This is a genomic window from Alcaligenes ammonioxydans, assembly GCF_019343455.1.
Taxonomy (GTDB): domain Bacteria; phylum Pseudomonadota; class Gammaproteobacteria; order Burkholderiales; family Burkholderiaceae_B; genus Alcaligenes; species Alcaligenes ammonioxydans.
This window is the reverse complement of record NZ_CP049362.1, coordinates 282,411-305,679: the sequence shown is the minus strand read 5'-3', so window position 1 is coordinate 305,679 and position 23,269 is coordinate 282,411. Positions and strand designations below refer to the sequence as shown.

Genomic DNA, 23,269 nt, shown 5'->3' with positions numbered 1-23,269 from the left:
ATGTCTGTAAGACGTTTTTTTCTGGATATCTCACCCCTGATCGAAAGCCGGGCATTTCGCTTTGCCTACTTCGCCCGTGCCGCCACCGTGCTGGTCACCGGCATGTTGATGGTGGCCGCCAGCGTTCAGCTCTATGATCTGAGCAAATCCAGTGTCGCCGTCGCCTTTCTGACCGTGTCCATGGCCACTCCCATGGTGCTGGCCTTAATTGCCGGCGGAGTTCTGTCCGACCGTCTGGACAGACGCAGCCTGATGGTCTGGTCGCGCAGTGTCTACATCATCAGCGTCGTGCTGTTTTTGCTCAACACCCTCTTGCCCACTCCCCAGATCTGGCTGATTTACGTAGCCGCCGCTATTGGCGGCGCCGCGGGTGGCATCAGCGTGCCGGCCATGATGTCCGCCACTCCGGCGCTGGTCGGTCGTGACAAACTGGCAGCAGCGGCAGCTCTTTCCGGATTGGCTATGCAGCTGGGCGGCATTATTGGGCCCGCGCTGGCTGGCGTCCTGATCTCTGGCCCCGGCCTGGTTTTCTGCTATGTGATTGTGCTGTGCGGGGTCATCGTCACCCCCCTGCTCTTGCGCGCTCTGCCCCCGCTGCCGCCGCAAGCGGGCAAACAGCCCCAGAAAAATGCACTTCAATCCCTGCGTGACGGCCTGACATTTGTCGCCGCCCACCCCCTGCTGCGTGCTCTGCTGCTCATTGATCTAGCCGCCCTGATTCTGGCGACTCCCCTTGCCCTGATGCCCGAGTGGGGCGACTCCATTTTGCAAATGGGAGCGACGGCAACCGGCTACCTTTACGCCGCTCCTGCGGTGGGGGCAACGCTGGCTGCGCTGTCCAGCGGCTGGTGCCGACAGGTCTCGCGCCCAGGCGCAGCCATCGTGATCGCCGTTCTGGTGTGGGGTCTGGCCGTTGCCGCACTGTCCCTGCAAGCGTCCCTGGGATGGGCGCTGGTTTGCCTGGCCATCATGGGCGCGGCCGATACGATTTCCAAAATCATGCGCATGGCACTGGTGCAGCACCACACCCCCGACTACCTGCTGGGCCGCGTCTCCAGCCTGTGGATGACGCAATACTCCCTGGGTCAGGCACTGGGCAATCTGCAGATGGGCTATCTGGCACGCCTGCTGGGGCCAGCCGTGGCCGTCGCGGCTGGCGGACTGGCCTGCGCCGCCGTCGCCTGTGGTTTCGGCGTGCTCAATCAGGGCCTGCGCTCGGTCCGCAATCAGGATGGGCCGCCCCATGCCTAAGACCCCGATTCTGCTCTACCCACGTCTGCTGCACGCCTGTAGAAAGACTTCCCGCATGGACCGTCTTGTCGACCGAACCTTTATCTAGGATTAAAAGATGCTAATCAATGTCAATTGCATTCGTCGTACTCCTGCCGCCTTGCTACGCAAAGCCGGCCTAAGCGCAGCGGTTTTGTCGCTGTCTTTAGCCAACGCCTTTGCCGCCCCTGCTTTTGACCAGCCTGATGCAGATTTCCGTGGCTCCTTGAACGCTGCTGGCGTGGTCTATGCCGGCAGCGAAGCCCAACTGTCAGGTCGCGGTTTCACACCAGGCCAGGAAGTCATCCTGCTGCAAAACGGACATACGCTGACGCCTGAAGCCCTGGTCGCCGACAAGGACGGCAATCTGCGTGCGACAGTGGCCATCCCGGCCGATGCGGCCACGGGCCTGCATCCGGTCGTCATGCAAGTGAGCAAACCTTCGACCGCCAGCATCTTCAACCTGAAGGTATCCCCTAAGGTGGAGCTCAGCGGTCAGGACAAGTTTGAACTGCAATCGCAGCATCTGGTTCCCGGCTTGTATCAAAGCGCCTACAGTCCCAAAAGCCAGGCTCTGTTTGTGACCTCGGCCGTCGGCCGCCCGCCGGTCAAGCAATCGCAACTGCTCAAAGTCAATCCCAAGACCCTGAAAATCGAAGCCAGCGTCACCCCGGCGGCCCAGGAGGGTCGGACTGATGGTCAGGTACAAGCGGTATACGGCGTAGCCGTGGACGACGCCCAAGGCAATGTCTGGGTCAGCAATACCCGCAGCAACACGGTCTCGGTCTACCGTCAGAAAGACCTGAAACTGGTCAAGCAGTTTGAGCAAGGGGCCGCCAGCCACGCCCGTGACGTCGTGGTGGACCAGCAAGCCCAGCGTGCCTATGTCTCGTCGCCCGGTTCCAAACTGATTTCCGTCTTTGACACTAAGAAACTGACTGCGCTGGAGCCGATTGAGCTGGAATCCAAGACCCGCAATCCGCTCAGCCCCATGAGTCTGGCTCTGGATGCCGAAAACGGTCGCCTGTACACCGTCAGCGCCAGCACCAATGAGCTGATTATTGTCGACCTGAACAACGGCAATGCCCAGACCGTCTACGCGCTGCCCGGCGCACGAGGCGCTGCCGGTGTGGCGGTGGATAGCAAAAACGGCCAGATTTATGTGGCCTCCCAGGGCAGCGACAACTTGCTGATCGTGGACGCCAAGGATGGCTCCGTGCAGCACGACATCCAAATCGGGGCTGGCGCCCTGAATGTGGTCTTCGATCCCAAAACGACACTGGCCTATGTCGCCTCACGCGGTGCCGGCACGGTCACTGCCGTCAACGGCAACGGTGAGATTGTTGCCAACCTGGACGGTGGCAGCTTCCCCAACCATGTCTCGGTGGACGGTGAAGGCAATGCCTACCTGGTCAACAAATCCAAAGGCAAGGATGACCCGACGGCTGACCGCATCACGCGCATTCATCTGAAATAAGCCCCTGAGGCGTCCCTTTCACAAAAAGGGACGCCACTGCCCCCTGCCCTCAAAAAGGACTCCTATGAACAGCCGTATAGCCGACCACGTCCGCCCCGCCACCATTGAAGAATGGTTACAGCATTACCAGGCCGACAGCAGCGTCTTTGCCTCTCCCACCGTCAGTTTGATGGCACACGGCACGGCACTGGAGCGGCATACCCATAATGCTCAGGGACAATTGCTCAGCGATGCCCAAGATTTGTTGTCAGAGGCTGCGCAGCAAGGACTGCACGCCCCGCTTTTGCTGGGCGTGATTCCCTTTAACCCTGCCCGCAACGCTTATATGCGTGTGCCCACCACATACCAGCGCGATCCCGTATTGCGGCGCCCGGTCCAGCGCCCACCCCTGGCCCGCTCCCGCAACACAATCGCCAGCCAGCAGCTATTGCCCGACGGCCAAGGCTACGAAGACAGCGTCAGCCACATTCTGGCCACGATGCGTGAACAGAACATCTCCAAAACCGTGATGGCTCGTACCGTAACCATCACACTGAGTGAAGCCCTGGACCGTCAGACCGTGTTGAGCAATATGCTCCACAGCAATCCAGCCGGCTACACCTATGCCCTGCCCCTGCCGGGTGGAGCAGCGCACGACCCAGATCTCTTTTTCGGCGCCAGTCCTGAACTGTTAGTGCGTCGCCAAGGCGACCTGGTTACTGTCAACCCATTGGCGGGCACGGCCCCGCGTTTTGCCGATCCACAACGCGATCAGGCCAGCGCCCAGACCCTGATGGCCTCCAGCAAGGATCGGCGTGAACATGCCTACGTCATCCAGGATGTGGTGCGCATTCTGTCCCGGTTCTGCGACACCCTGGACGTGCCTGAGGGCCCCAGCCTGACCAGTACCGCCAACCTGTGGCACCTGTCCACCCGCATCAGCGGCCGCTTGCGCGACCCTGGCGTCAGCTCTCTGGAGCTGGCCCTGGCCATGCACCCCACCCCGGCCGTATGCGGTCTGCCGACCCAGCCCGCCATGCAGGCCATCGAAGCCACCGAAGTCTTTGATCGCGGCTACTTTGCGGGTGCGATCGGCTGGAATGACCACGAAGGCAACGGCGAATGGGCCGTGGCCATCCGTTGCGGCCACTACACCCAGCAAGGTCTGACCTTATCGGCGGGCGCGGGCATTGTGGAAGGCTCTGTACCGGCACTGGAACGCCAGGAAACCGGCAACAAACTCATGACCCTGATCAACTCACTGGGTCTGGCGCAAAACATTGCACTTTAACGGAGACACGAACCATGACCATACACGCGCTGCCCAGTTACGAGCTGCCTCAAGCTCCCGTGACCAACCGCGTCAACTGGCGTCCACAGGCAAATCGTGCCGCCTTGCTCATTCATGACATGCAGACCTACTTTCTGCAGAAATACGATATGAGCCTGGCCCCTATTCCCATGCTAATCGAACGCATCGCTGCCCTGCGCGACGTCTGCCACAAGCGGGGAATTCCCGTGTTCTACACGGCTCAACCTACCGAACAACCCGAGAAAGACCGCGCCTTGCTGAACGACTTCTGGGGTCCAGGCCTGACCGCCAGCGAATTTCACAGCCAGCAAGCCGTCGTGCCCGAGCTGACACCCGCCGAGCAGGACATCATGCTGACCAAATGGCGCTACAGCGCCTTCCAGCGCTCCGACCTGCGCGAGCAACTGCGCAATCTGGGCCGCGACCAGTTGATCATCACCGGCGTTTACGCCCACATCGGCTGCATGAGCACTGCCCTGGAAGCCTTCATGCAAGACGTACAGCCCTTCCTGGCCATCGACGGCGTGGCCGACTTTTCGCTGGAAGAACACAACATGGCCATTCGCCACGTCTCGCAACGCTGCGGCGTCAGCCTGACCTGCGCCGAAATCCAGGACAGCCTGCAAAGCTAAACAGGAAGCACACATGAGCACTAGCGCACAAGAATTTGCAGGTGAATGCATCGCCGTCACGGGCGCGGCCCGTGGCATTGGCGCTGCCGTCACCCACCTACTGCTGGAGCGAGGCGCCCGCGTCATCGCCCTGGACCTGGACGCCGAAGGCCTGACCCAACTGAATCAATCCGAATACAGTGATCGGGTTTCCTGCCACCTGGTCGACATCAGCCAAGCCGATGCCGTCGATGCCGCGCTGGCCCAAGGGCAAGAAAAACTGGGCCCCATTCAGCGTTTAGCCTGTGTCGCGGGCGTCCTGCAAATGGGCCGCATCACCGAGCTGAGCAACGAACAATGGGATCGCACCTTTGCCATCAACACCACCGGCGTCTTTAACGTCTGTCGCAACGTGGCCAAAGGCATGATCGAGCGCCAACAAGGCGCCATCGTCAACGTCAGCTCCAACTCCGCCGCCACCCCTCGCATCGCCATGGGCGCCTACGCCGCCTCCAAAGCCGCCGTCACCCAGCTGAGCCGCTGCCTGGGCCTGGAACTGGCCCCACACGGCATCCGCGTGAACATCGTCTCCCCCGGCTCCACCGACACCCCCATGCAACAAGCGATGTGGGCACAAGGCAGCTCGCGTGAAACCGTCATCGCGGGCTCCGGAGAGAACTACCGGCTGGGCATCCCCTTGCAGAAAATCGCCACCCCAAAAGAGATCGCCGAAGCCGTCCTGTTCCTGCTCTCGGACCGCGCCAGCCACATCACCCTGTCCGACCTGCGCGTGGACGGCGGTGCCACACTGGACCAAGGCTAAACAGCCAGACGCAAAAAAGGGCGGAAATTCCGCCCTTTTTTAATTACCCATTAGAACGAGTCCGGACAAAAGCATACGCACATCCCTACGAGTGACAGTGCCGATAAGGACTGAGCACCTATTGCCAAGCCAAGGAAGAATACGAGCGAACCGAAACATCGTAAATGCGGCTCAATGAAGACAGACTCAGTCAGGTCAAATCGGATCGAATCAGGTCAGGTCAAGTCAAGTCAAGTCAAGTCAAGTCAAGTCAAGTCAAGTCAGATTAGACCTGATCAATGCAGGTAGCCTCCTATCAGCTACGTCTTAATTCCGTCCAGTCTGTGAACTAGATCGGGCAGCTCCAGCGGTTCCAACCGCCCCCGCCAACAACCGTTGAAGGCAGGCCCACTCAAGAGCACTGCCACCATGCTGTTCGGATCTGGGCAGCCCCCCCCGGTACAGCCTCCTGAGCCCGCCTATAGCCCGTCCCTCAAAGCCTAAGTCCAGCTACCGCTACTTCTTGTCCTCGACCGGAGCTTCACCCTGCACAATCCCGAACAAATGCTCCAGCCCCGAAGCCAAAGCATCCCTCCAAGCCACAAAATCATGCGCCGTCGCGCTTTCCACGTAACGCACGTCATAGCCCCGTGCTCGCAGCACATCATCCAGATGACGATTCGCCTGCACCAGGCTGACATCCCGGCTGGAGCCGGAAGACTCAAACACCCCGGCACTCATATAAATCCTCACCGGCACAGCAGGTGAATCCGCCATCTGGCGCGTCAGCCACTGCCCCCGCTCTTGACCGGCAGGAGCCCACCAGAACGACCCCGACATGCTCAAGACATTGCCAAACCACTGCGGCAGACGCCACGCCGCATTCATGGCGGCCAAGCCTCCATAGCTGGAACCACCAATCGTTGTCTTGTCTGCCGAGGACTGCACCCCTTGCGCCTTCAGCCAAGGCATCAGCTCCTTATCAAGAAATTTGAGGTAGGCCTCGTTAGGCGGCAGCTCACGAGCGCGCTCCGCCATACCGGGATTGTCCACCAGCACCAGCCACATGGGTTTCACGCGTCCCTGGGCAATCAAGGTATCCAACATGGCAGGTGCACGCGCCAGATCTCGATAATCCCGGCCATCAAACAAAATCAAGGTATGTTCTATATCCTGCGCATGGGTACCAGCAGGCTGATAAATCTGCACTTGGCGCTCCAGGCCCAAGGTCTGACTGGGCAGACGTTCCGTGCGCCACTGTCCTTGGCCGGCCTGCTGTGGCTCCAGGGCCACCACTTCTGCAGGCGCTTGAGTCAAACGTACGACCGACTCGCCCTCAAACACATTGCTGCTGCTCTCCGGCAAGGTCCGAGCATTGTGAGGGTCTCGTTGCAATGCGGCCCGCAAGACCTCACGCGCCAGGTCTTGGCCGACATAGGGCACATCCGGTGCCATGCGGTACGTAAAACGGGCATCACGCGGCAAGTCGTAGGTGATATACCAGATATCCGACTCCCCCAAACGATGCATGCGATCGCTGTACGCGAAAGGCCCGCCATGCAGACGCACCTCTTGCTGCGCACCCCGCCACACAAAGGTGACACGATCATGAGTCGCGCTGTAACGCTCCACCAAGGGGGAACCGACACGCTGCACATAATCCCAGAATCCCTGCGAAGGTTCGCCAGCACGTAAACGCATGCTCCACTGGCGAATCACATCCCCTTGCAAGGGTTCGGCCTGGGCGGGCGCTTGCGCAGCCGTCACCGATTCGATCTGCCACTGATATTGGCCCTGCCCCAACACGCGCAAACGATACTCGCCCGCCGTCCCGGCAACAAAACCAAATGGGCTCCCCCGCTCCGGGGCATGCGTCCAATGACGAATGACTGTGCCATCAGGGCCAAACAACTCCAGCGCCACCTCACCATTGCGCTGCCATTTGCCTTGCACCAGGTCATTCTGCTGCAAACTCAATATGCGTTCATGATGTTCGTGCGCCTGAACTTCACCCTGAGCCGAAGGCAGCGCCGCCGCCCATGCCGACTCAACGATTCCCACCATCAATATCGCTACAACAGGTGCGCGCAACATACATCCTCCTAAATGCCGGTTTGCCGCAGGCCAGGCCCCGTCCCAAAGAGCAGTATACGATCAAAAATAATCGACACTGCCCCTTGGCCGGCGCCAGATAGCCCTTTTATCAAACCAGACGGAAGGCTTGAATCAGTCGGTCCAGCTCCTGCACCTGATCCTGCAGCTCACTGGAGGTGTGGGCAACCTGATTGACCATCTCCGCGTTCTGATGGGTTGCCGAATCCAGTTGTCCGACCGCCACGTTGATCTGCTCGATACCAATCGTCTGCTCACGGGTCGAGGCGGCGATCTCATGCACAATCGTCATTACCTGCGAGCTGCCCGTGACCATCTCCTCGATAACCTCACCGACCTGCCCCATCAGCAGTACCCCTTCACGCGTGCTGTTGGACGAGGCCTCCACCAACTGGGCAATTTCCTGTGCAGAGGCCGTCGTGCGTTGTGCCAGCGCACGCACTTCGCCGGCCACCACCGCAAACCCCCGCCCCTGCTCACCGGCACGCGCCGCTTCCACGGCAGCATTCAAGGCCAGAATATTGGTCTGAAAGGCAATCGAGTTAATCACGGTGGTGATATCGGCCACCTTACCGCTGGTATCACGAATGGCACCCATCCGGTCCACCAGCTCACTGACCATCTGGCCGCCATGCTGGGCTGTTTTCTGCACCTGACTGGACACCTCTTCAGCGCGCATGGCGTTTTCTTCGCTCATACGCACGGTGCCCGTCATCTCTTCCATGGCCGAGGCCGTTTCCTGCAAGGCGGCCGCCTGCTGGGTCGTACGGCTGGACAGCTCAAGATTGCCCGCCGACAGTTGCGAGGTATCGTCCGCGATGACGCCGCTACTGTGCTGCAGGGTGCGCAACACATCATTCAGCTTCAAGCGCATCTGCTCCAGCGAGGCCATCACGCTATTGTCTGGAATCGTGCGCAAGGAATGCGCAACGCGCAGGTCGCCATTAGCAATCGCCTGAGCCGCCTCATGCAAGACGCTCGGTTCGGCGCCCAGTTCGGCAAGAATTTGGCGTGCCAGAAACACCGTCACTGCCGACACCAGCAAGACAATCAAGACAAACACCACTGAAGAGTTCAGCAAGCTGCTCAGAAAGCGGGACTTGATATTGTCAATGTACACACCCGAGATCAGTATCCAGTCCCATTGGGGCACGCCTTTGCCAAAGGCCAGCTTGGGTGCATTGCTCTGGTCGCTGAGTTTGGGCCAGTGATATTCCAGAAAACCTTCGCCCCCATTGCGACCGATGCGGCTCATCTCGGTAAACGGATGGACTCCATTGCTGTCGACGACTGCACTGACGTCCTGACCATCGAGCTCTGGGCGGGTCGGGTTCATAATGGACACAACGCTGGAGGACAACACCGACACATAGCCCTCCTGTCCGAAGCGGATACTGCTGATGCGCTGCAATGCCTGCTTTTGCGCCTCTTCTTTGCTCAGTACGCCCTTGCTGGCTAACTGCTGGTAGTCCTGCGTAATGCTCACGGCGATATTGACGATATGCTGCAAACTGCTTTTTCGCTCCTCCATCTGTGCCTGATAGAGTTGATAGTTCACAAATACAAAAACCGCCACCAATGCCATCAACCCCAAGATCAATGGCAACCACAACTTCTGTTTCAAGCCCAAACGCATCATATTCCCCGAGCAACGCTGAAAAGACAGGTCCCAGATACGCAAAAAACCGACCGCTGAAAGGCGGCCGGCCTGTTGAGAAGGCCCCATCGGACAAGCTGGGTAACGGCTTAGGGCTTGAATACTTAATTAAAGTTACATATAGAGATGACTGGATGCTAAGGCAGCTTACAAAATGCTGCCACTCACCCGTCGGGACGAGTCGGGACCTTGTCCGAAAGAGGGTTCGCTACTGGCCAACGTCAGCAGGAATCCGTCCTCGGACATCAGCTCCGAAGTCAGACGGCCCTGGTAATGACCCAGCTCCAGATTCAAGGCCAAATCGCGCTGCTCCAGATTGTCCACCCCCTTGATGACCAGCTCGAAACCCTGCTCGCTCAACAAGTGACAAGCGGTCTCCAGCAAGGCCTTAAAGGTGGGCTCACGGCAGGCGCGCTGAATGATGTCGGCCTCCAGCTTGACCCCAGTAAGCGGCCAGCCGCGCAAACGGTTAAGTTTGTAGTTTTCAATATCAGCACTGGTCAACCACACCTGAATCTCATGGTCTTTCAGATACTGCAAGGCCTGGATCAGCTCCGGTGTCTCTTCCAGCTCGTCTTCACTGAATAAATCCAGCTCCACACAACACGGCTGCAGCTCAAACTGCCGCAGCAGGCCAGGTATGCGCTTGTAAATAGGCAAGAGCATGTCTACGGGCAACTTCAGACCGATGTGACTGGCGCGCAGCGAATAGTCCTGCCACCAACGGCGCACATCTGCCATCAGGGTGCGCAGCATCCACTCGCACAAGGCCTGGCGGTGTATCGAGTCGGGCATATGGCGCAAAATCAGATCAGACGACAGTCTCAGCCCGGTGGGCGAGGTCCAGAACACCTGGGCATCGACCCCGCTGTACTGGCCCGTGCCGGTGGCCACCCGTAACTGATACGAGAAGGACAAGGCTTCACTGGCCCGCGGGTCAAGTACATCCAGCGTTTCCAGGGCACGCAACAACTCCACCGGGGTAGGCTGAGCAGCTTCCTGCTCGTCACGCGGGGCGTAAAACTCCATGACTTCCGTGTCCTGGGGTTCGGGCTGGGCCAGGAGCTTGCCCGTGAAGGTGTAGCCCCAACCGTGCACCGACTTGATCGGCAAGGCGATTCCGGCCCGGCTGGCCTTGCGGCGCAAACGGCTGATCAGAGAGTCCACCGCCCGGCTGTCGCTGGCGGCCAAGCCTTTGTCGCGCATCAGATCCTCGCGGCTGAAACGAGCGTCGGCATGACGGACAAAGGCGTCCATCAATTGGCGTTCACTATGGGTCAGCTCCAGGCCCACGCCATTAGGAGCCACCAAGGTCCAGCCTTTATCGCGCAAGGTCCATTCCTGCCCGACCGGGTCCTGGGGCTCTTCCACCGTCTGGGTAGTATGAATAGCGGCGTACACATTACGGCGGCGCACGGCATGGCACCAGGCCATCAGCTCAGACACTTGCACATCCAGTGCCAGACAGGCGTCGGCCCCCGTCAGCAAAAGCTGCACGCGGGCACTGGCAGACAGGCCGGACTGAACCACCACAATCCCCAGGGAGCCAAAATCATTACGCAGCTTGGCCACCATCAAGGGGACATAACCGGCCTCAACAGGGAACAGCAACAGCTCTGCCCGGGCCTGACGTGCTTCGGCCACCTTTTCCAGAGATCTGACAACGCTTGTTTTGGTACCGAAAACCCGCAATTGCTCCAGCCAATAATGCAAGCCTTCGCCTTCTTCCAAAACAATCAACACGCAGCGTGCATGTTCCATAAGCGCCTACTATTTAATTATTAGCAGTCTCGCGACGCACCCAGCGCGAGCCGACAGTACTATTTTTATCAATAGTTGGAATTATCACTTCTAGAATACAGAGCACAAAGTAAAGAATGGTCAAATGTGGCGTTTGAAATTTTTTGTCTTCAAAATAACGTCAGCCTTACCCCGCAAACCCCGACAGGATTATTTTCCAGCCAAGGTTCTTTTAAAATCGTGCCTCATAAATAATTATAGTTTTCATAACACTATGACATAAAAAAACCCGCTCAAGAGCGGGTTGTTCTAGCGCAAGACGGGGCGAAATAATTACTGGGCAGCCGCCTGCAGACGAGACTGCAACTGCGCGGCAGGAAGCCAGCCATCGGCGCGGCTGCCATCCGCGAAATAAATCGCCGGGGTGCCTTGAACACGCAATTTCTGTCCCACGGCCAATAATTGATCCAAGGGATGCTCACACGAGGCCTTCTCGGGGCGCACTCCCCCTCCCATCCAATCACTCAAGGTCTTGGCGGGATTTTGAGCGCACCAGATATCTTCCGCTTTACGGCGACTATCCGGTCCAAGAATAGGAAACATCAGGCTATAGACCGTAACGTTATCGATCTCCTGCAACGTCGTATGCAGACGTTTGCAGTAACCACAATTGGGATCTTCAAAAACGACCATTTGACGACTGCCGTCACCCTTCACAAGCTTGATCGCCTTATCCAGGGGCAACTCATCCAGAGAAACACGATTGAGTTCCTGCATGCGCTGCTCGGTCAGGTCAACCCGGCTTTTGCTATCGAGCAAAGAGCCCTGCATCACAAAACTGGCTTGGGGATCGGTATAAAGCAAGGTCCCCCCTACCTCTACCTCCAGCAAATTGGGAAAGGGAGTGGCCCGGATGCCATCGACCGTCACGCCCGGAAAAGCCGCCTCAAAGGCTTTGCGTGTCGTTTCAAAACGGGCGTCTATTTTGGCAGGGCCGGCAGCCTGGACCAGGCTGCCAAGCGACAAGAGCGCCAGAGCCAAGACAGAACGAAGGGGCAACTTCATGACGTACATCCTTTGCTAATCGACAAAACTCGGGCGGTCTTAAAACAGGAGGGCACCGGGGCTGACTCCGGCAGCATGCGCAATCAGGCGGCGTTTTACCCACGGCAAATGATCCACGACCTGCATGCCTACATTGCGCAGCATGGAGACCGGCGCCCCTGGCGCAGCAAATAAGCGATACAGGCCATCGGTCGCGGCTCGCATGGCAGCAATGGGTTCGGCGCGGGCCCGCTTGTAACGATTGAGCACGCGCATATCTCCGACCGAGTAATAGGAGCCACGTTCGGACAAGACCTTGATAAGGGTTTCGATATCGCCCAGCCCCAGATTCAGGCCTTGACCGGCCAAGGGGTGTACGCGATGCGCGGCGTCACCGACCAGCGCCACACCGGGCGCCACCATGCCGCTGCGTTCAAAAGTCAGGGGGAAGCCGTAGACAGGACTGCGCAGTTCGAGCGCTCCCAGACGGCCGTTGGATAAGGAGAACAGGCTGTTTTGTACATACTGGGCCTGCTCTTGCGGCGGCAGGGCCAGTACCTTGTCCGCCTGCGCTTGCGGTACAGACCAGACCATGGACACTTGCGGTTTGCCATCCACATCGGGCATAGGCAGCAGCGCCAGAATCGAATCACCTGTAAACCACTGCAAGGCGACGTGCTGATGCGAGCGCTCTACATTGAAATGGGCCACCAGACCTGCGTCCCCGTATTCACGCCCCTGATGCTCAATGCCGGCGGCAGCACGCAGGCCCGAGCGGGCACCATCAGCCCCCACAAACAACTCGGCGCTGATGCGCTTTTGTCCGGCGGTCACCATGGTAGTGCCTTCCAGGCGCTCAAAGCGATCTTCAATCCAGGGCACTCCAAACACTTGCAATGCCTGATACAGCGCCTGCTCCATCTGGCCCGACTCCACAATCCAGGCTAGACAGTCCTGAGCATCCTGCCAGGCGTGCAGATTCAGGCAACCGCCGCCGTCCCCATGCACTTCCATGGCCTGGACTGGCGAGATGCGCTGGGCTGACATCAGATTCCAGGCCCCCAGCTGCGCCAGAAAACGCTGGCTGGCTACGGAGACAGCATAGACGCGGGGGTGGTACTGTCCGGCCGCCAATGGCATGGGCTTATAGGCCGGAGACAAAATACTGACCTCAAATCCGGCCTTGCGCAGCCCCAGAGCACTGGCCATCCCGGCCAGGCCGCCACCACACACAACAATTCGTTCTTTCTTCATCGCGCGCTTGGTGCTCCTGCCTGACGTGGCCACAACAGCCACATTTGCCCCTGCTGCTTCATGCGTCCGGCCTGCGCACCCGCCTCATCGCCGGTGCCCCAGTACAGATCCGTTCGAGCAGGGCCTTTGATGGCAGCCCCCGTATCCTGGGCAAAGACCAGCCGTTGCAAGGGCTGGCTGCTGGCAGGTTGCGAGGTCGCCAGATACACCGGCGTGCCCAAAGGCACATAGGTCGGATCAATGGCCACGGAACGCAAGCCGATCAGGGGGATGCCATAAGCGCCCTTGGGGCCCAGATCCGGGTCCACAATGGCTTCTTCCCTAAAAAAGACCATGGCGGTATTGACGTTCATCATTTCCTGGACACGATGCGGGTTGCGCTTGGCCCAGGCCTTGATATTTTGCATGGAAGTTTGTGCCAAAGGCATCTCGCCCTGCTTGGCCAGCCATTGGCCTACCGAGGCATATGGACGGCCATTATGGTCTGCGTAGGCCAGACGAACCGCACTCCCATCGGGCAAGATAGCGCGGCCTGAGCCCTGAATCTGCAGAAAGAAGCCTTCTACCGGGTCTTGTGCATAGACAATCACAGGCGGCTGCCGCTCCGGCTGGGCCATGATCTGCTCACGCGTGTCGTAGGGCACGATGCGCTTGCCAACCTGCTTGCCACGAATACGCTTGCCTGCCAGCTCGGGATACAAGCTCCCCAGATCAATCGTCAGCAAATCATCGGGCGCGGCAAAAAGCGGCCATTGGTAGCCGGAGCTACGGGAGCGCGCGGCTTTGAGCAAGGGTTCGTAGTAGCCTGTGACCGTGTTTTGTGCCACCTGGCCCTCGCCGGTCAGCAGGCGCCAGGGTTGCAGGTGCTGTTGCAGAAAATTGCGCACCGCGGCCGTATCCAGGGTATTGGCATCCAGTCCAGCGGACGCCGCCGCCTGACATACCGGCTGCCAGGCTCGTGGGTTGGCGCGAGCAGGCATGGCCAGCGAACCACTGACAGGACGCATCAGGCCCTTGCAGTTATTGATAAACCCTTTCCAGACATGATCCAGCGAGTCTGCCTGCCAGCCCGGCAGGCTCGACCAGTTCACGGCCTGATAGCGCCCGGCCAGCGCACGCGCCGGGGTCTCGGGCAAGGCAGACAGGGACGGCACGCGCAACGGCTGCAGTGCAATATCCGGCCCGCTTTCGGCAGTACCCGGAGCCGTTGGCGAAGTACCCCGGTCCACAGGCGTAGTGGAACAGGCGCCCAAGGCCAGCAGAACGGCTGGCACGCAATACTTTATCTTCATGGCTGGGGGTGACCCTTAGTGCAAGGTACGGGGAGAAGAAAGGATGAACTCCTGAATGGCGACCTCAAAGGGCACACCATTTTCACCAACACATTGGTAGCTGCCGCGCATGGTGCCAAACGGCGTGTTCAGGGGGCAGCCGCTGGTGTACTCAAAGGTTTCGCCTGGAGCCAGAACCGGCTGTTGGCCTACGACGCCCAGACCGCGCACTTCCTGAACCTGCTGGTTGTCATCCGTGATGATCCAGTGACGACTGATAATCTGGGCCGTCTGTTGTCCATGGTTGGTAATCCGGACGGTATAGGCAAACACGTATTGATTGCTATCGGGCTCGGATTGCTCAGGCAGGTACTGGGGCGTGATCTGCACCTCAATATCGTCAGGCTTCATGATGGATTCCAGGTTACGGCTGTACATACACGGGGCGCTGCACGGCCCCCCGGCTTGAAACTATAATGATGACATATGGCCACGATTTTCGTGATGTCTAATCTTTACGGCACCTATTATGTCCCAAGCCAGCTCCACTCGTATCGCTCCCAGTATTTTATCGGCCGACTTTGCCCGTTTGGGAGAGGAAGTCCGCAATGTGATTGCCGCCGGTGCCGACTGGGTTCACTGCGACATCATGGACAACCACTTTGTCCCGAACCTGACATTCGGCCCCATGGTCTGTGCCGCGCTGCGCCCCCACACCACCGCTCCCATTGACGTACACCTGATGGTCGAGCCCGTCGACGCGCTGATTCCCCAGTTTGCCAAAGCGGGCGCCGATTACATCAGCTTTCACCCCGAGGCCTCCCGCCATGTCGATCGCACGCTGGCGCTGATCCGTGACCACGGTTGCAAGGCCGGCCTGGTGTTCAACCCGGCCACCCCCTTGAACTGGATGGATCACCTGATGGACAAGCTGGACCTGGTTCTGCTGATGTCCGTGAACCCTGGCTTTGGCGGACAGGCCTTCATCCCTAGTGCCATGGACAAGCTGCGTCAGGCTCGTGCCCGCATTGATGCCTGGACCGCGCAAGGAGGCCAGCCCATCCTGCTGCAAATTGACGGAGGCGTGAAGGTGGACAATATCGGCGCCATCCGTGCCGCCGGTGCCGACACCTTTGTCGCCGGATCTGCGATTTTCGGGCAGCCCGATTACGCCCAGGTCATCCGCGACATGCGTGCGCAAATCGCCTTGGCCGAACAGGCCTGATCACCCGGCCTGCTCAGGGACGGGCCGAGCACGCGTTTATTGCAACATCGCATTGCGGCTGTAGCCGCCCTGCCGTACCAGGCTGTCGGGGCGGCGACGCTCCACAAACAAGGCATTGCCCTGCACGCGCTTGGCCTGCGCTTTGGCGGAGCTGGCCAGCTCCGCAATCAAGGAGCCCGAGTACAACTCGGGCTCATCAACCGTCACTACCCCCAAAGACAGGCTCACCAGTGGATGAAATACCAGCACGCCCTGCCGGTTCTCCGCCATATAACCGCCTGCCTGCCGATGCTCCAGGCGATAGAGAGACTCCAGCTCTTTTTCCAGCTCGTCCAAAATGCCCTGGCAACGCTCGGCCCAGTCCGGACTGGTGAACACCAGAATAAAATCGTCTCCGCCCACATGGCCGACAAAGTCCATGCGCGCTACGGTATAGCGGGTAAACAGTTCCGCCATCGAGCGAAGCAGCTCATCGCCTTTGCGATAACCGTATAGATCGTTATAAGGTTTGAAATGATCCAGATCGGCATAACAGACCGCAAAGTTTTGCCGGTTGCGCAATAAACCATCGATATGTTCGTCGATCGGCACGTTGCCCGGCAATTGCGTCAGGGGATTGGCATACCGGGCGGTCATGATCTGAATCTGCGTAATCTCGCGCATCAGCTCCACGCTGGAGCCCAGGCCCAAATACTCGCCCGCACCCGTAATAATGAAGCCATCACTGAGCGCATCACCCGCCCCTTGTGTCATCAAGGTCCCCAACTCCAGCACGCTGGTGTCGCAATCGACAATCAACGGCGGTGTATCAATGAACAGGGAGCAAGGCTTGTTGCCATACAGCTCCCGGTGATAGGGCCGGGCAAGCTGGTCGTAGAGCTGGCTACGACGCAAAATGCCCGTCGGCCTGTCCCCTCGAAGCAAAGCCACCGCACTTAAATCGGGGTGGCTTTGGAACAGTTCATACACGCGGTTGGTCGGCGTATTGTCCGGCACGGCTGGCGCCGGACGCAGCAAGCGTCGAACACTCATGGAATTGCGGCCATGCACATGCCGCTGAACCTGTAGGCTGGACGGGCCAAACAAAGCAGCCTGGGCAGGCTCCAAATGAGGAGGTGGATTGGGCTGGGGGCGACACAGCAAATACCCCTGACCACAGGTCACGCCCAAATAGCGCAAGGTGCGCAGCTCCGCCCCCGTCTCAATGCCCTCGGCGATCACCGTGGATTGCGCGTGGCTGGCGATATCGCAAATGGAACGGACCAATTGCTGCTTGAGCACATCGGTATCAATATCGCGTACAAAATACTTATCGATCTTGACGTATTCGGGTCGCAACTCGGACCACAAACGCAGCGAGGCATAGCCTTCGCCCAGATCATCAATGGCAAACTGCAGCCCTTCCTGCCGATACAGCTCCAGGGCCTGGTTCAGATAATCGTAACTGTCGGTGCGCTCGGACTCGGTCAGCTCCACCACCACCCGGCTCCAGTCAATACCATGCAGTTGCGGCATGCCGGTACGCGGCTCCAGACGGGCCGAAGGCAACATGCGCATCACCACATCCGGGCTGGAGTTCAAAAACAGTTTGCCCGCCAGACCCTGCCGATTAAAACTGCTGACCAGGGTATGGCAGCACAGCTCCTCGAGATCCCATAAACGCCCGCACTGCCGGGCCGCATCAAACAGGGCCAGCGGCGAATAAAAACTGGTGTCTTTCGGCCCCCGAATCAAGCCTTCGTAGCCCAGAATCAAGCCCGACTGCAAATCCACAATGGGTTGAAAAACCGGCGTAACTTGTTTTTCTACGAGAATCTGATGAAATGTATCGAGCATCATCTTTCCGCTCCTAGGACCTGACTGAACGGACTATCGAAAGCCAATCTTGTACCAAAATACGGTTTGCTCACTAAATTGATAAGCCCGCGCGCAGTAAGGAGCTTTAACATGATGAATCAAACGAAATGAAAACCCGATGTTCCGAAAACTTTTCTGCTCGACCTTAACAGGAATTTGACAATATTTTGTCACAAGCTCGCTACAAAAAGATGAATATTTTCTCTGTACTGTTTGATCTGGATGGCACGCTGCTCGATACCATTCCGGACCTGGCCTCCGCGTGTAATGCCATGCGTATTGACTTCGGTCTGCCTGTGCTCCCGGAGGAACGCATCGCCACCTTCGTGGGCAAAGGCTCGGAAAATCTGGTGCAGCGCGCCTTGACGGACCTGCCCGAACCGCTGGCCGACCCCTCTCAGGCACTGGAATCATTTTATTACCATTACCAATTGTGCAATGGCCAACACAGCCGCCTGTATTCCGGGGTACTAGAGGGATTGGAAGATTTCAAAAATCAGGGCTTGCGTCTGGCCGTCGTCACCAACAAACCGGAACAGTTTGCACGCCCCTTGCTGGAACAGACTGGGCTGGCCTCGTATTTCGAACTGCTTGTGGGCGGCGATACCTGCCCACGCAAAAAGCCCGATCCCCTGCCCTTTCTGCATGCGTGCGAACAGATGAATCTCAGCCCCCAGCAGGCTTTGGTCATCGGCGATTCCATGAACGATGCCCAGGCGGCACGTGCGGCGCACATCCCGGTTTTGCTGGTTCCTTACGGCTATAACGAAGGCAAGGATGTGCAAAGCCTGGATTCCGATGGTATAGTTGCCTCTATTGCTGATGCGGCCATCTGGCTGCGCAACCAACGAAACACCATATTTACGTCATAAAATTCATGTCTACTCGCACTCACGCATCCACCATCTACGGCGCTTATTGGCGCTGGTGGCGTTCGTGTATCGGGTAGATATAACCTTGAAGTCTGGCGCGCCTGCAAAGTAGTACACAGCGTAGCGCCACCAGGAAATAAGCCCGGTAATCGCAACGACCGGGCTTTTTTTGTTTCTGTCCGGCTCGTCGTACCCACTGACCCTCGAGATCCCAATGACAGAAATAGAATTCAATGCCCTAGCAGCAGAAGGCTTTAACCGCATCCCCCTGATTGCGGAAACCTACGCCGACCTGGATACACCCCTGTCGATTTATTTGAAACTGGCGCACAACGGCCCCGAAGGTGGACGTTATAGCTGCCTGATGGAATCGGTTGTGGGCGGCGAGCAATTCGGTCGCTACTCCTTTATTGGTTTGCCTGCCCGTACCGTCATCCGCAGCTACGGGCGTCACACCCAAGTGCTGCACGATGGCAAGCCGGTGGAGACTGCCGAAGGCGATCCACTGGAATTCATCGAACAATTCCAGGCCCGCTTCAAAGTCGCTCTGCGTCCTGGCATGCCTCGTTTCGCAGGTGGCCTGGCCGGTTACTTCGGTTACGACACCGTTCGCCACATCGAACCGTCTTTAGGCGCCAACCGCAAGCCCTTCCCCGCCGATCAGGAAGAGGGCGTGCCCGACATCATGCTACTGCAGGTGGACGAACTGGTGATTGTGGACAACCTGGCCGGACGCACCTATTTGCTGGTCTACGCCGACCCCGCCCAACCCGAGGCCTACGTGCTGGCCAAGCGCCGCCTGAAAGAGCTGCGTGAAAAACTGCGCTCGCCTGTGGTGATTCCCTACGCCTACGCCAGCATGCAGACCGAATGCGAGCGCGATTTCGACAAAGAGGATTACCTGAAAGCCGTCGCCCGCGCCAAGGACTACATTGCCGCTGGCGACCTGATGCAAGTGCAGATTGGCCAGGTCATCACCAAGCCTTTCCGTGACTCCCCCTTGTCCCTGTACCGTGCCCTGCGTTCGCTCAACCCATCTCCCTACATGTACTTCTGGAACTTTGACGACTTCCAGGTGGTAGGTGCATCGCCAGAAATTCTGGTGCGGCAAGAAGAGCACCGTCAGGATGGGCGCAATATAGAACGCGTCACCATTCGTCCCTTGGCCGGTACCCGCAAACGCGGCGCCACCCCTGAGGCCGATGCAGCACTGGCCGCCGAGCTCAAGGCTGACCCCAAAGAACGCGCCGAACACCTGATGCTGATCGATCTGGCCCGCAATGACATTGGCCGCATCGCCAAAACCGGCACAGTCCAGGTCACTGACACCATGGCCATCGAGCGGTATTCGCACGTACAGCATCTGGTCTCCAACGTTTGCGGGGAACTGCAAGACGGCATGAGTCAGATGGACGTCTTGCGTGCTTCCTTTCCGGCGGGCACCCTGACGGGCGCTCCCAAGGTACGCGCCATGGAAGTCATTGATGAACTGGAACCCGTACGCCGTGGTGTTTACGGTGGCGCTGCAGGCTACCTGAGCTACTCGGGCGAAATGGATCTGGCTATTGCCATTCGCACCGGTGTCATCAAGGACGGCATGCTGTATGTGCAGGCCGCGGCCGGCGTTGTGGCCGACTCCGATCCAGAAAAAGAATGGCAAGAGACCGAAGCCAAGGCACGGGCGGTTATCCGCGCTGCCGAACAAGTGCAATTCGGTCTGGACGAGCCTATTTAATCGCCCCACTGCCACTTTCTTTTTGCCGGAGTATTCCCATGCTGTTCATGCTCGATAACTATGACTCGTTTACCTATAACCTGGTCCAGTACTTTGGAGAACTGGGGCAGGAGGTAGTGGTGCGACGCAACGACCAGGTCACGCTGGAAGAGATTGAAACCCTGAATCCCAGCCATCTGTGCGTCTCGCCAGGCCCCAAATCCCCTGCGGATGCAGGCCTGTCTGTCGCCCTGATCCAGCACTTTGCCGGCAAACTGCCTATTTTGGGCGTTTGTCTTGGGCATCAGGCCATCGGGCATGCTTTTGGTGCGCGCATTATCCGTGCGCAACAGATCATGCATGGGAAAGTCTCCCCCATCACCCACCAGGGCACGGATGTGTTCCGCAACTTGCCCTCGCCCTTTAATGTCACCCGCTATCACTCCCTGGCCATCGAGCGCGACAGCCTGCCCGACTGCCTGGAAGTGACCGCCCAAACCGAAGATGGCGAGATTATGGGCGTACGCCACCGCGACCTGCCCGTCTATGGCGTGCAGTTTCACCCCGAATCGGTGCTCAGCGAACATGGCCACGCCTTACTGAAGAACTTTCTGGACCTCTAATATCATGAACACCATCACTCCTACCGAAGCACTGGTGCGCTGTATCGAACACCGGGAAATCTTCCACGATGAAATGCTGCATCTGATGCGCATGCTGATGCGTGGCGAAATGTCACCGCAGATCGCAGCCGCCTTGTTGATGGGCCTGCGTGTCAAAAAAGAGAGCGTCGGTGAGATTTCCGCCGCTGCCCAGGTCATGCGCGAATTTGCGACCCCTGTGATTACCCCTAACCCCGACGAATTGCTGGATATGTGCGGTACAGGCGGGGACGGCTCCAATACCTTCAATATTTCCACCGCTGCCATGTTTGTAGCCGCCTCCGTCGGAGTCAAAGTGGCCAAACACGGCAACCGCAGCGCATCGTCCTCCTCAGGCAGCGCAGACGTGCTGGAAGCCTTGGGCGTGCGCCTGACCTTTTCACCCGAGCAAGTGGCGCAAAGTATTGCCGATACCAATATCGGCTTCATGTTCGCCCCCGCTCACCACGGCGCCATGAAAAATGTCGCTGCCGTGCGTAAGGAGCTGGGGGTACGTACCATTTTCAATATTCTGGGTCCTCTGACCAACCCGGCCGGTGCCACCAACCAGTTGATGGGCGTGTTCCACCCCGACCTGGTAGGCATTCAGGTTCGCGTGATGCAACGCCTGGGGGCCAAACACGTGCTGATCGTGCACGGCAAGGACGGCATGGATGAAGCCTCCCTGGGAGCGGCCACCCTGGTGGGCGAGCTCAAGGACGGGCAAGTGCGCGAGTATGAGATTCACCCCGAAGACTTCGGAATGGCGATGACCTCCAACCGCAGCATTCGCGTCTCCAGCAAAGAAGAATCCGCCGTAATGATTATGGAAGCCCTCAATAACCAAGAGGGCACCGCTCGTGATATTGTTGGCCTCAATGCTGGTCTGGCCATCTATGCTGCCAACCACGCCGACTCCATTGAACAAGGCCTGCGCATGGCTTTTGAGGCCATTGCCAGCGGTGCCGCCCGCGAAAAACTCGAACAATTCCGCGCTTATACAAGGAAGTTAAACCCATGAACGACATTCTGGCCAAGATCCTCGACACCAAAAGAGCTGAAGTCGTTACCGCCCGCCAGTTGCGCAGCGAGTCCGACCTGCTGCGCGAGGCGAAGAACCGGAACGACCTGCGCGGCTTTGCCAGCGCCATTGAAGACAAGATTGCCCAAGGCAAGCCAGCCATTATTGCGGAAGTCAAAAAAGCCTCCCCCTCCAAGGGTGTGATCCGTGCCGATTTCAACCCCACCGAAATCGCCGCCAGCTATGCCGCCCATGGTGCGGCCTGCCTGTCCGTCCTGACGGATATCCAGTATTTCCAAGGCTCTTACGATCACCTGCGCCAGGCGCGTGCCGTGTGTGCGCTACCCGTACTGCGTAAAGATTTCATTATTGACCCCTACCAGATCATTCACGCCCGAGCCATGGGCGCAGACTGCATCTTGCTGATCGTCGCAGCCCTGGAGCAAAATCAGTTGATGGAATTTGAAGCCATGGCGCACGAGCTGGGTATGGATGTTCTGGTTGAAGTACATGACCGCGCCGAACTGGATATTGCTCTGCAAATGAAAACCAGCCTGCTGGGTATCAACAACCGCAACCTGCGTACCTTCGAGACCGACCTCCAGAACACGCTGGACCTGCTGCCCTTCATCCCCAGCGAAAAGCGCGTTGTCACCGAAAGCGGCATCCACACCCTTGAGGATGTCGCCCTGATGCGCGATAACCAGGTCCAGGCTTTCCTGGTGGGTGAGGCGTTCATGCGTGAACCTGATCCAGGCGTAGCCTTGCAGAACCTGTTCTTTGGTCAGCCTGCATGAGCACCCCCGCTTGCCCCCTGTGCGCCTTGACGCCCGATCAACTGCTCTGGTCGGGCGCAGGGCTGCAGGTACTGGCCGTCACAGACAGCCCCTTTCCCGGCTATACACGGGTGATCTGGCAAGAGCATGTGGCTGAAATGACAGACCTGTCTGAAGCACAGCGGCAGCACCTCATGGCGGCGGTCTATGTGGTGGAGCAAATCCAGCGTGAACAGCTGGGAGTCGCCAAAATCAATCTGGCTCAATTCGGGAATCAGGTTCCGCATCTGCATTGGCACCTCATTCCTCGCTGGAAGGACGATCCGTTCTTTCCGGATTCTGCCTGGTCACCCGCCCCCCCTCGCACGGAAGAACAGAAACAAGGCTGGGCTTCCCATGAGGCACGCCTGCTTGAGCAAGTCAGCGAGTATCAGCAGGCACTGCGTACTGCGCTGCAAGCCCGGTTCGACCACTAAACACGCTACTGCGCGACTCCACCGGCAGGAGCCAAGCCGCTCTTGCGCTACCTGCACGCAGACAGTGTGCTTGCGTAGCAGAGCATAGCCCCTCTTTACGCCTGGCAACACGACCCTCTCGCCTTCAACAATCCCCACCTAAGAAGGATAAGGGTAAGG

At 58.6% G+C, this 23,269-nt stretch carries 20 protein-coding genes; 12 read left to right on the top strand and 8 right to left on the bottom strand.

All coding sequences use genetic code 11. The features are described from left to right. The 5 genes from entS to FE795_RS01345 all read left to right on the top strand — a co-directional run bounded on the left by entS (position 1) and on the right by FE795_RS01345 (position 5,471). Entirely contained in the window at positions 1-1,251 is a 1,251-nt protein-coding gene (gene entS / locus FE795_RS01365) for an enterobactin transporter EntS (RefSeq protein WP_219235469.1), read from the top strand. A 97-nt stretch (positions 1,252-1,348) separates the two neighbouring features. Further along, positions 1,349-2,746 (top strand): Vgb family protein, encoded by a 1,398-nt coding sequence (locus FE795_RS01360; RefSeq protein WP_131071192.1) that lies wholly within the window; start codon positions 1,349-1,351, stop codon positions 2,744-2,746. 64 nt (positions 2,747-2,810) lie between these two features. Beyond that, positions 2,811-4,016 (top strand): isochorismate synthase, encoded by a 1,206-nt coding sequence (locus FE795_RS01355; protein WP_219235467.1) that lies wholly within the window; start codon positions 2,811-2,813, stop codon positions 4,014-4,016. 14 nt (positions 4,017-4,030) lie between these two features. Beyond that, positions 4,031-4,669, top strand: a complete 639-nt coding sequence (locus FE795_RS01350; RefSeq protein ID WP_219235465.1) for an isochorismatase family protein — start codon at positions 4,031-4,033, stop codon at positions 4,667-4,669. Between the two features lie 13 nt (positions 4,670-4,682). Then, positions 4,683-5,471 carry a 2,3-dihydro-2,3-dihydroxybenzoate dehydrogenase gene (locus FE795_RS01345; protein WP_131071191.1) on the top strand — a complete coding sequence of 263 codons (789 nt, stop codon included), beginning with the start codon at positions 4,683-4,685 and terminating at the stop codon, positions 5,469-5,471. A gap of 495 nt (positions 5,472-5,966) precedes the next feature. On the opposite strand, the gene FE795_RS01340 is transcribed toward FE795_RS01345, so the two are convergent. The 7 genes from FE795_RS01340 to apaG all read right to left on the bottom strand — a co-directional run bounded on the left by FE795_RS01340 (position 5,967) and on the right by apaG (position 14,939). Further along, positions 5,967-7,544 (bottom strand): alpha/beta hydrolase-fold protein, encoded by a 1,578-nt coding sequence (locus FE795_RS01340; protein ID WP_219235463.1) that lies wholly within the window; start codon positions 7,542-7,544, stop codon positions 5,967-5,969. Positions 7,545-7,653: 109 nt separating this feature from the next. After that, positions 7,654-9,186 (bottom strand): methyl-accepting chemotaxis protein, encoded by a 1,533-nt coding sequence (locus FE795_RS01335; RefSeq protein WP_230406231.1) that lies wholly within the window; start codon positions 9,184-9,186, stop codon positions 7,654-7,656. A gap of 180 nt (positions 9,187-9,366) precedes the next feature. Continuing rightward, positions 9,367-10,980, bottom strand: coding sequence for an EAL domain-containing protein (locus tag FE795_RS01330; RefSeq protein WP_003804477.1), 1,614 nt, complete (start codon positions 10,978-10,980; stop codon positions 9,367-9,369). Between the two features lie 312 nt (positions 10,981-11,292). After that, positions 11,293-12,024, bottom strand: a complete 732-nt coding sequence (locus FE795_RS01325; protein ID WP_219235460.1) for a DsbC family protein — start codon at positions 12,022-12,024, stop codon at positions 11,293-11,295. A gap of 39 nt (positions 12,025-12,063) precedes the next feature. Continuing rightward, complete coding sequence (locus FE795_RS01320) at positions 12,064-13,257, bottom strand: FAD-dependent monooxygenase (RefSeq protein ID WP_003804480.1); 1,194 nt, start codon at positions 13,255-13,257, stop codon at positions 12,064-12,066. Next, a complete protein-coding gene (mltA, locus tag FE795_RS01315) occupies positions 13,254-14,549 on the bottom strand; it encodes a murein transglycosylase A (RefSeq protein ID WP_219235458.1) in 1,296 nt (431 codons plus the stop codon). The genes FE795_RS01320 and mltA overlap by 4 nt, the downstream gene beginning before the upstream one ends. A gap of 15 nt (positions 14,550-14,564) precedes the next feature. Beyond that, positions 14,565-14,939 carry a Co2+/Mg2+ efflux protein ApaG gene (apaG, locus tag FE795_RS01310; protein ID WP_039943828.1) on the bottom strand — a complete coding sequence of 125 codons (375 nt, stop codon included), beginning with the start codon at positions 14,937-14,939 and terminating at the stop codon, positions 14,565-14,567. 118 nt (positions 14,940-15,057) lie between these two features. On the opposite strand from apaG, the gene rpe reads away from it, so the two are divergent. Continuing rightward, positions 15,058-15,753 (top strand): ribulose-phosphate 3-epimerase, encoded by a 696-nt coding sequence (gene rpe / locus FE795_RS01305; RefSeq protein ID WP_003804487.1) that lies wholly within the window; start codon positions 15,058-15,060, stop codon positions 15,751-15,753. A gap of 36 nt (positions 15,754-15,789) precedes the next feature. Here the strand turns inward: rpe and FE795_RS01300 are convergent, their stop codons facing one another. Next, positions 15,790-17,592, bottom strand: a complete 1,803-nt coding sequence (locus tag FE795_RS01300; protein WP_219235457.1) for a GGDEF domain-containing protein — start codon at positions 17,590-17,592, stop codon at positions 15,790-15,792. A gap of 209 nt (positions 17,593-17,801) precedes the next feature. Between FE795_RS01300 and FE795_RS01295 the strand changes: the two genes are divergently transcribed. The 6 genes from FE795_RS01295 (at position 17,802) to FE795_RS01270 (ending at position 23,110) form a co-directional block, all read left to right on the top strand. Beyond that, entirely contained in the window at positions 17,802-18,482 is a 681-nt protein-coding gene (locus FE795_RS01295) for a phosphoglycolate phosphatase (protein WP_207307393.1), read from the top strand. 214 nt (positions 18,483-18,696) lie between these two features. Then, positions 18,697-20,217 (top strand): anthranilate synthase component I, encoded by a 1,521-nt coding sequence (gene trpE / locus FE795_RS01290; protein WP_003804493.1) that lies wholly within the window; start codon positions 18,697-18,699, stop codon positions 20,215-20,217. Between the two features lie 38 nt (positions 20,218-20,255). Then, positions 20,256-20,819 (top strand): anthranilate synthase component II, encoded by a 564-nt coding sequence (locus FE795_RS01285; RefSeq protein WP_131071185.1) that lies wholly within the window; start codon positions 20,256-20,258, stop codon positions 20,817-20,819. Between the two features lie 4 nt (positions 20,820-20,823). Continuing rightward, on the top strand, positions 20,824-21,858 hold the full coding sequence (gene trpD, locus FE795_RS01280; protein WP_003804497.1) for an anthranilate phosphoribosyltransferase: 1,035 nt from the start codon (positions 20,824-20,826) through the stop codon (positions 21,856-21,858). Beyond that, complete coding sequence (gene trpC / locus FE795_RS01275) at positions 21,855-22,655, top strand: indole-3-glycerol phosphate synthase TrpC (RefSeq protein ID WP_003804499.1); 801 nt, start codon at positions 21,855-21,857, stop codon at positions 22,653-22,655. Before trpD ends, trpC begins: the two co-directional genes overlap by 4 nt. Then, positions 22,652-23,110 carry an HIT family protein gene (locus tag FE795_RS01270; protein WP_059318456.1) on the top strand — a complete coding sequence of 153 codons (459 nt, stop codon included), beginning with the start codon at positions 22,652-22,654 and terminating at the stop codon, positions 23,108-23,110. The genes trpC and FE795_RS01270 overlap by 4 nt, the downstream gene beginning before the upstream one ends. Positions 23,111-23,269 lie beyond the last annotated feature (159 nt).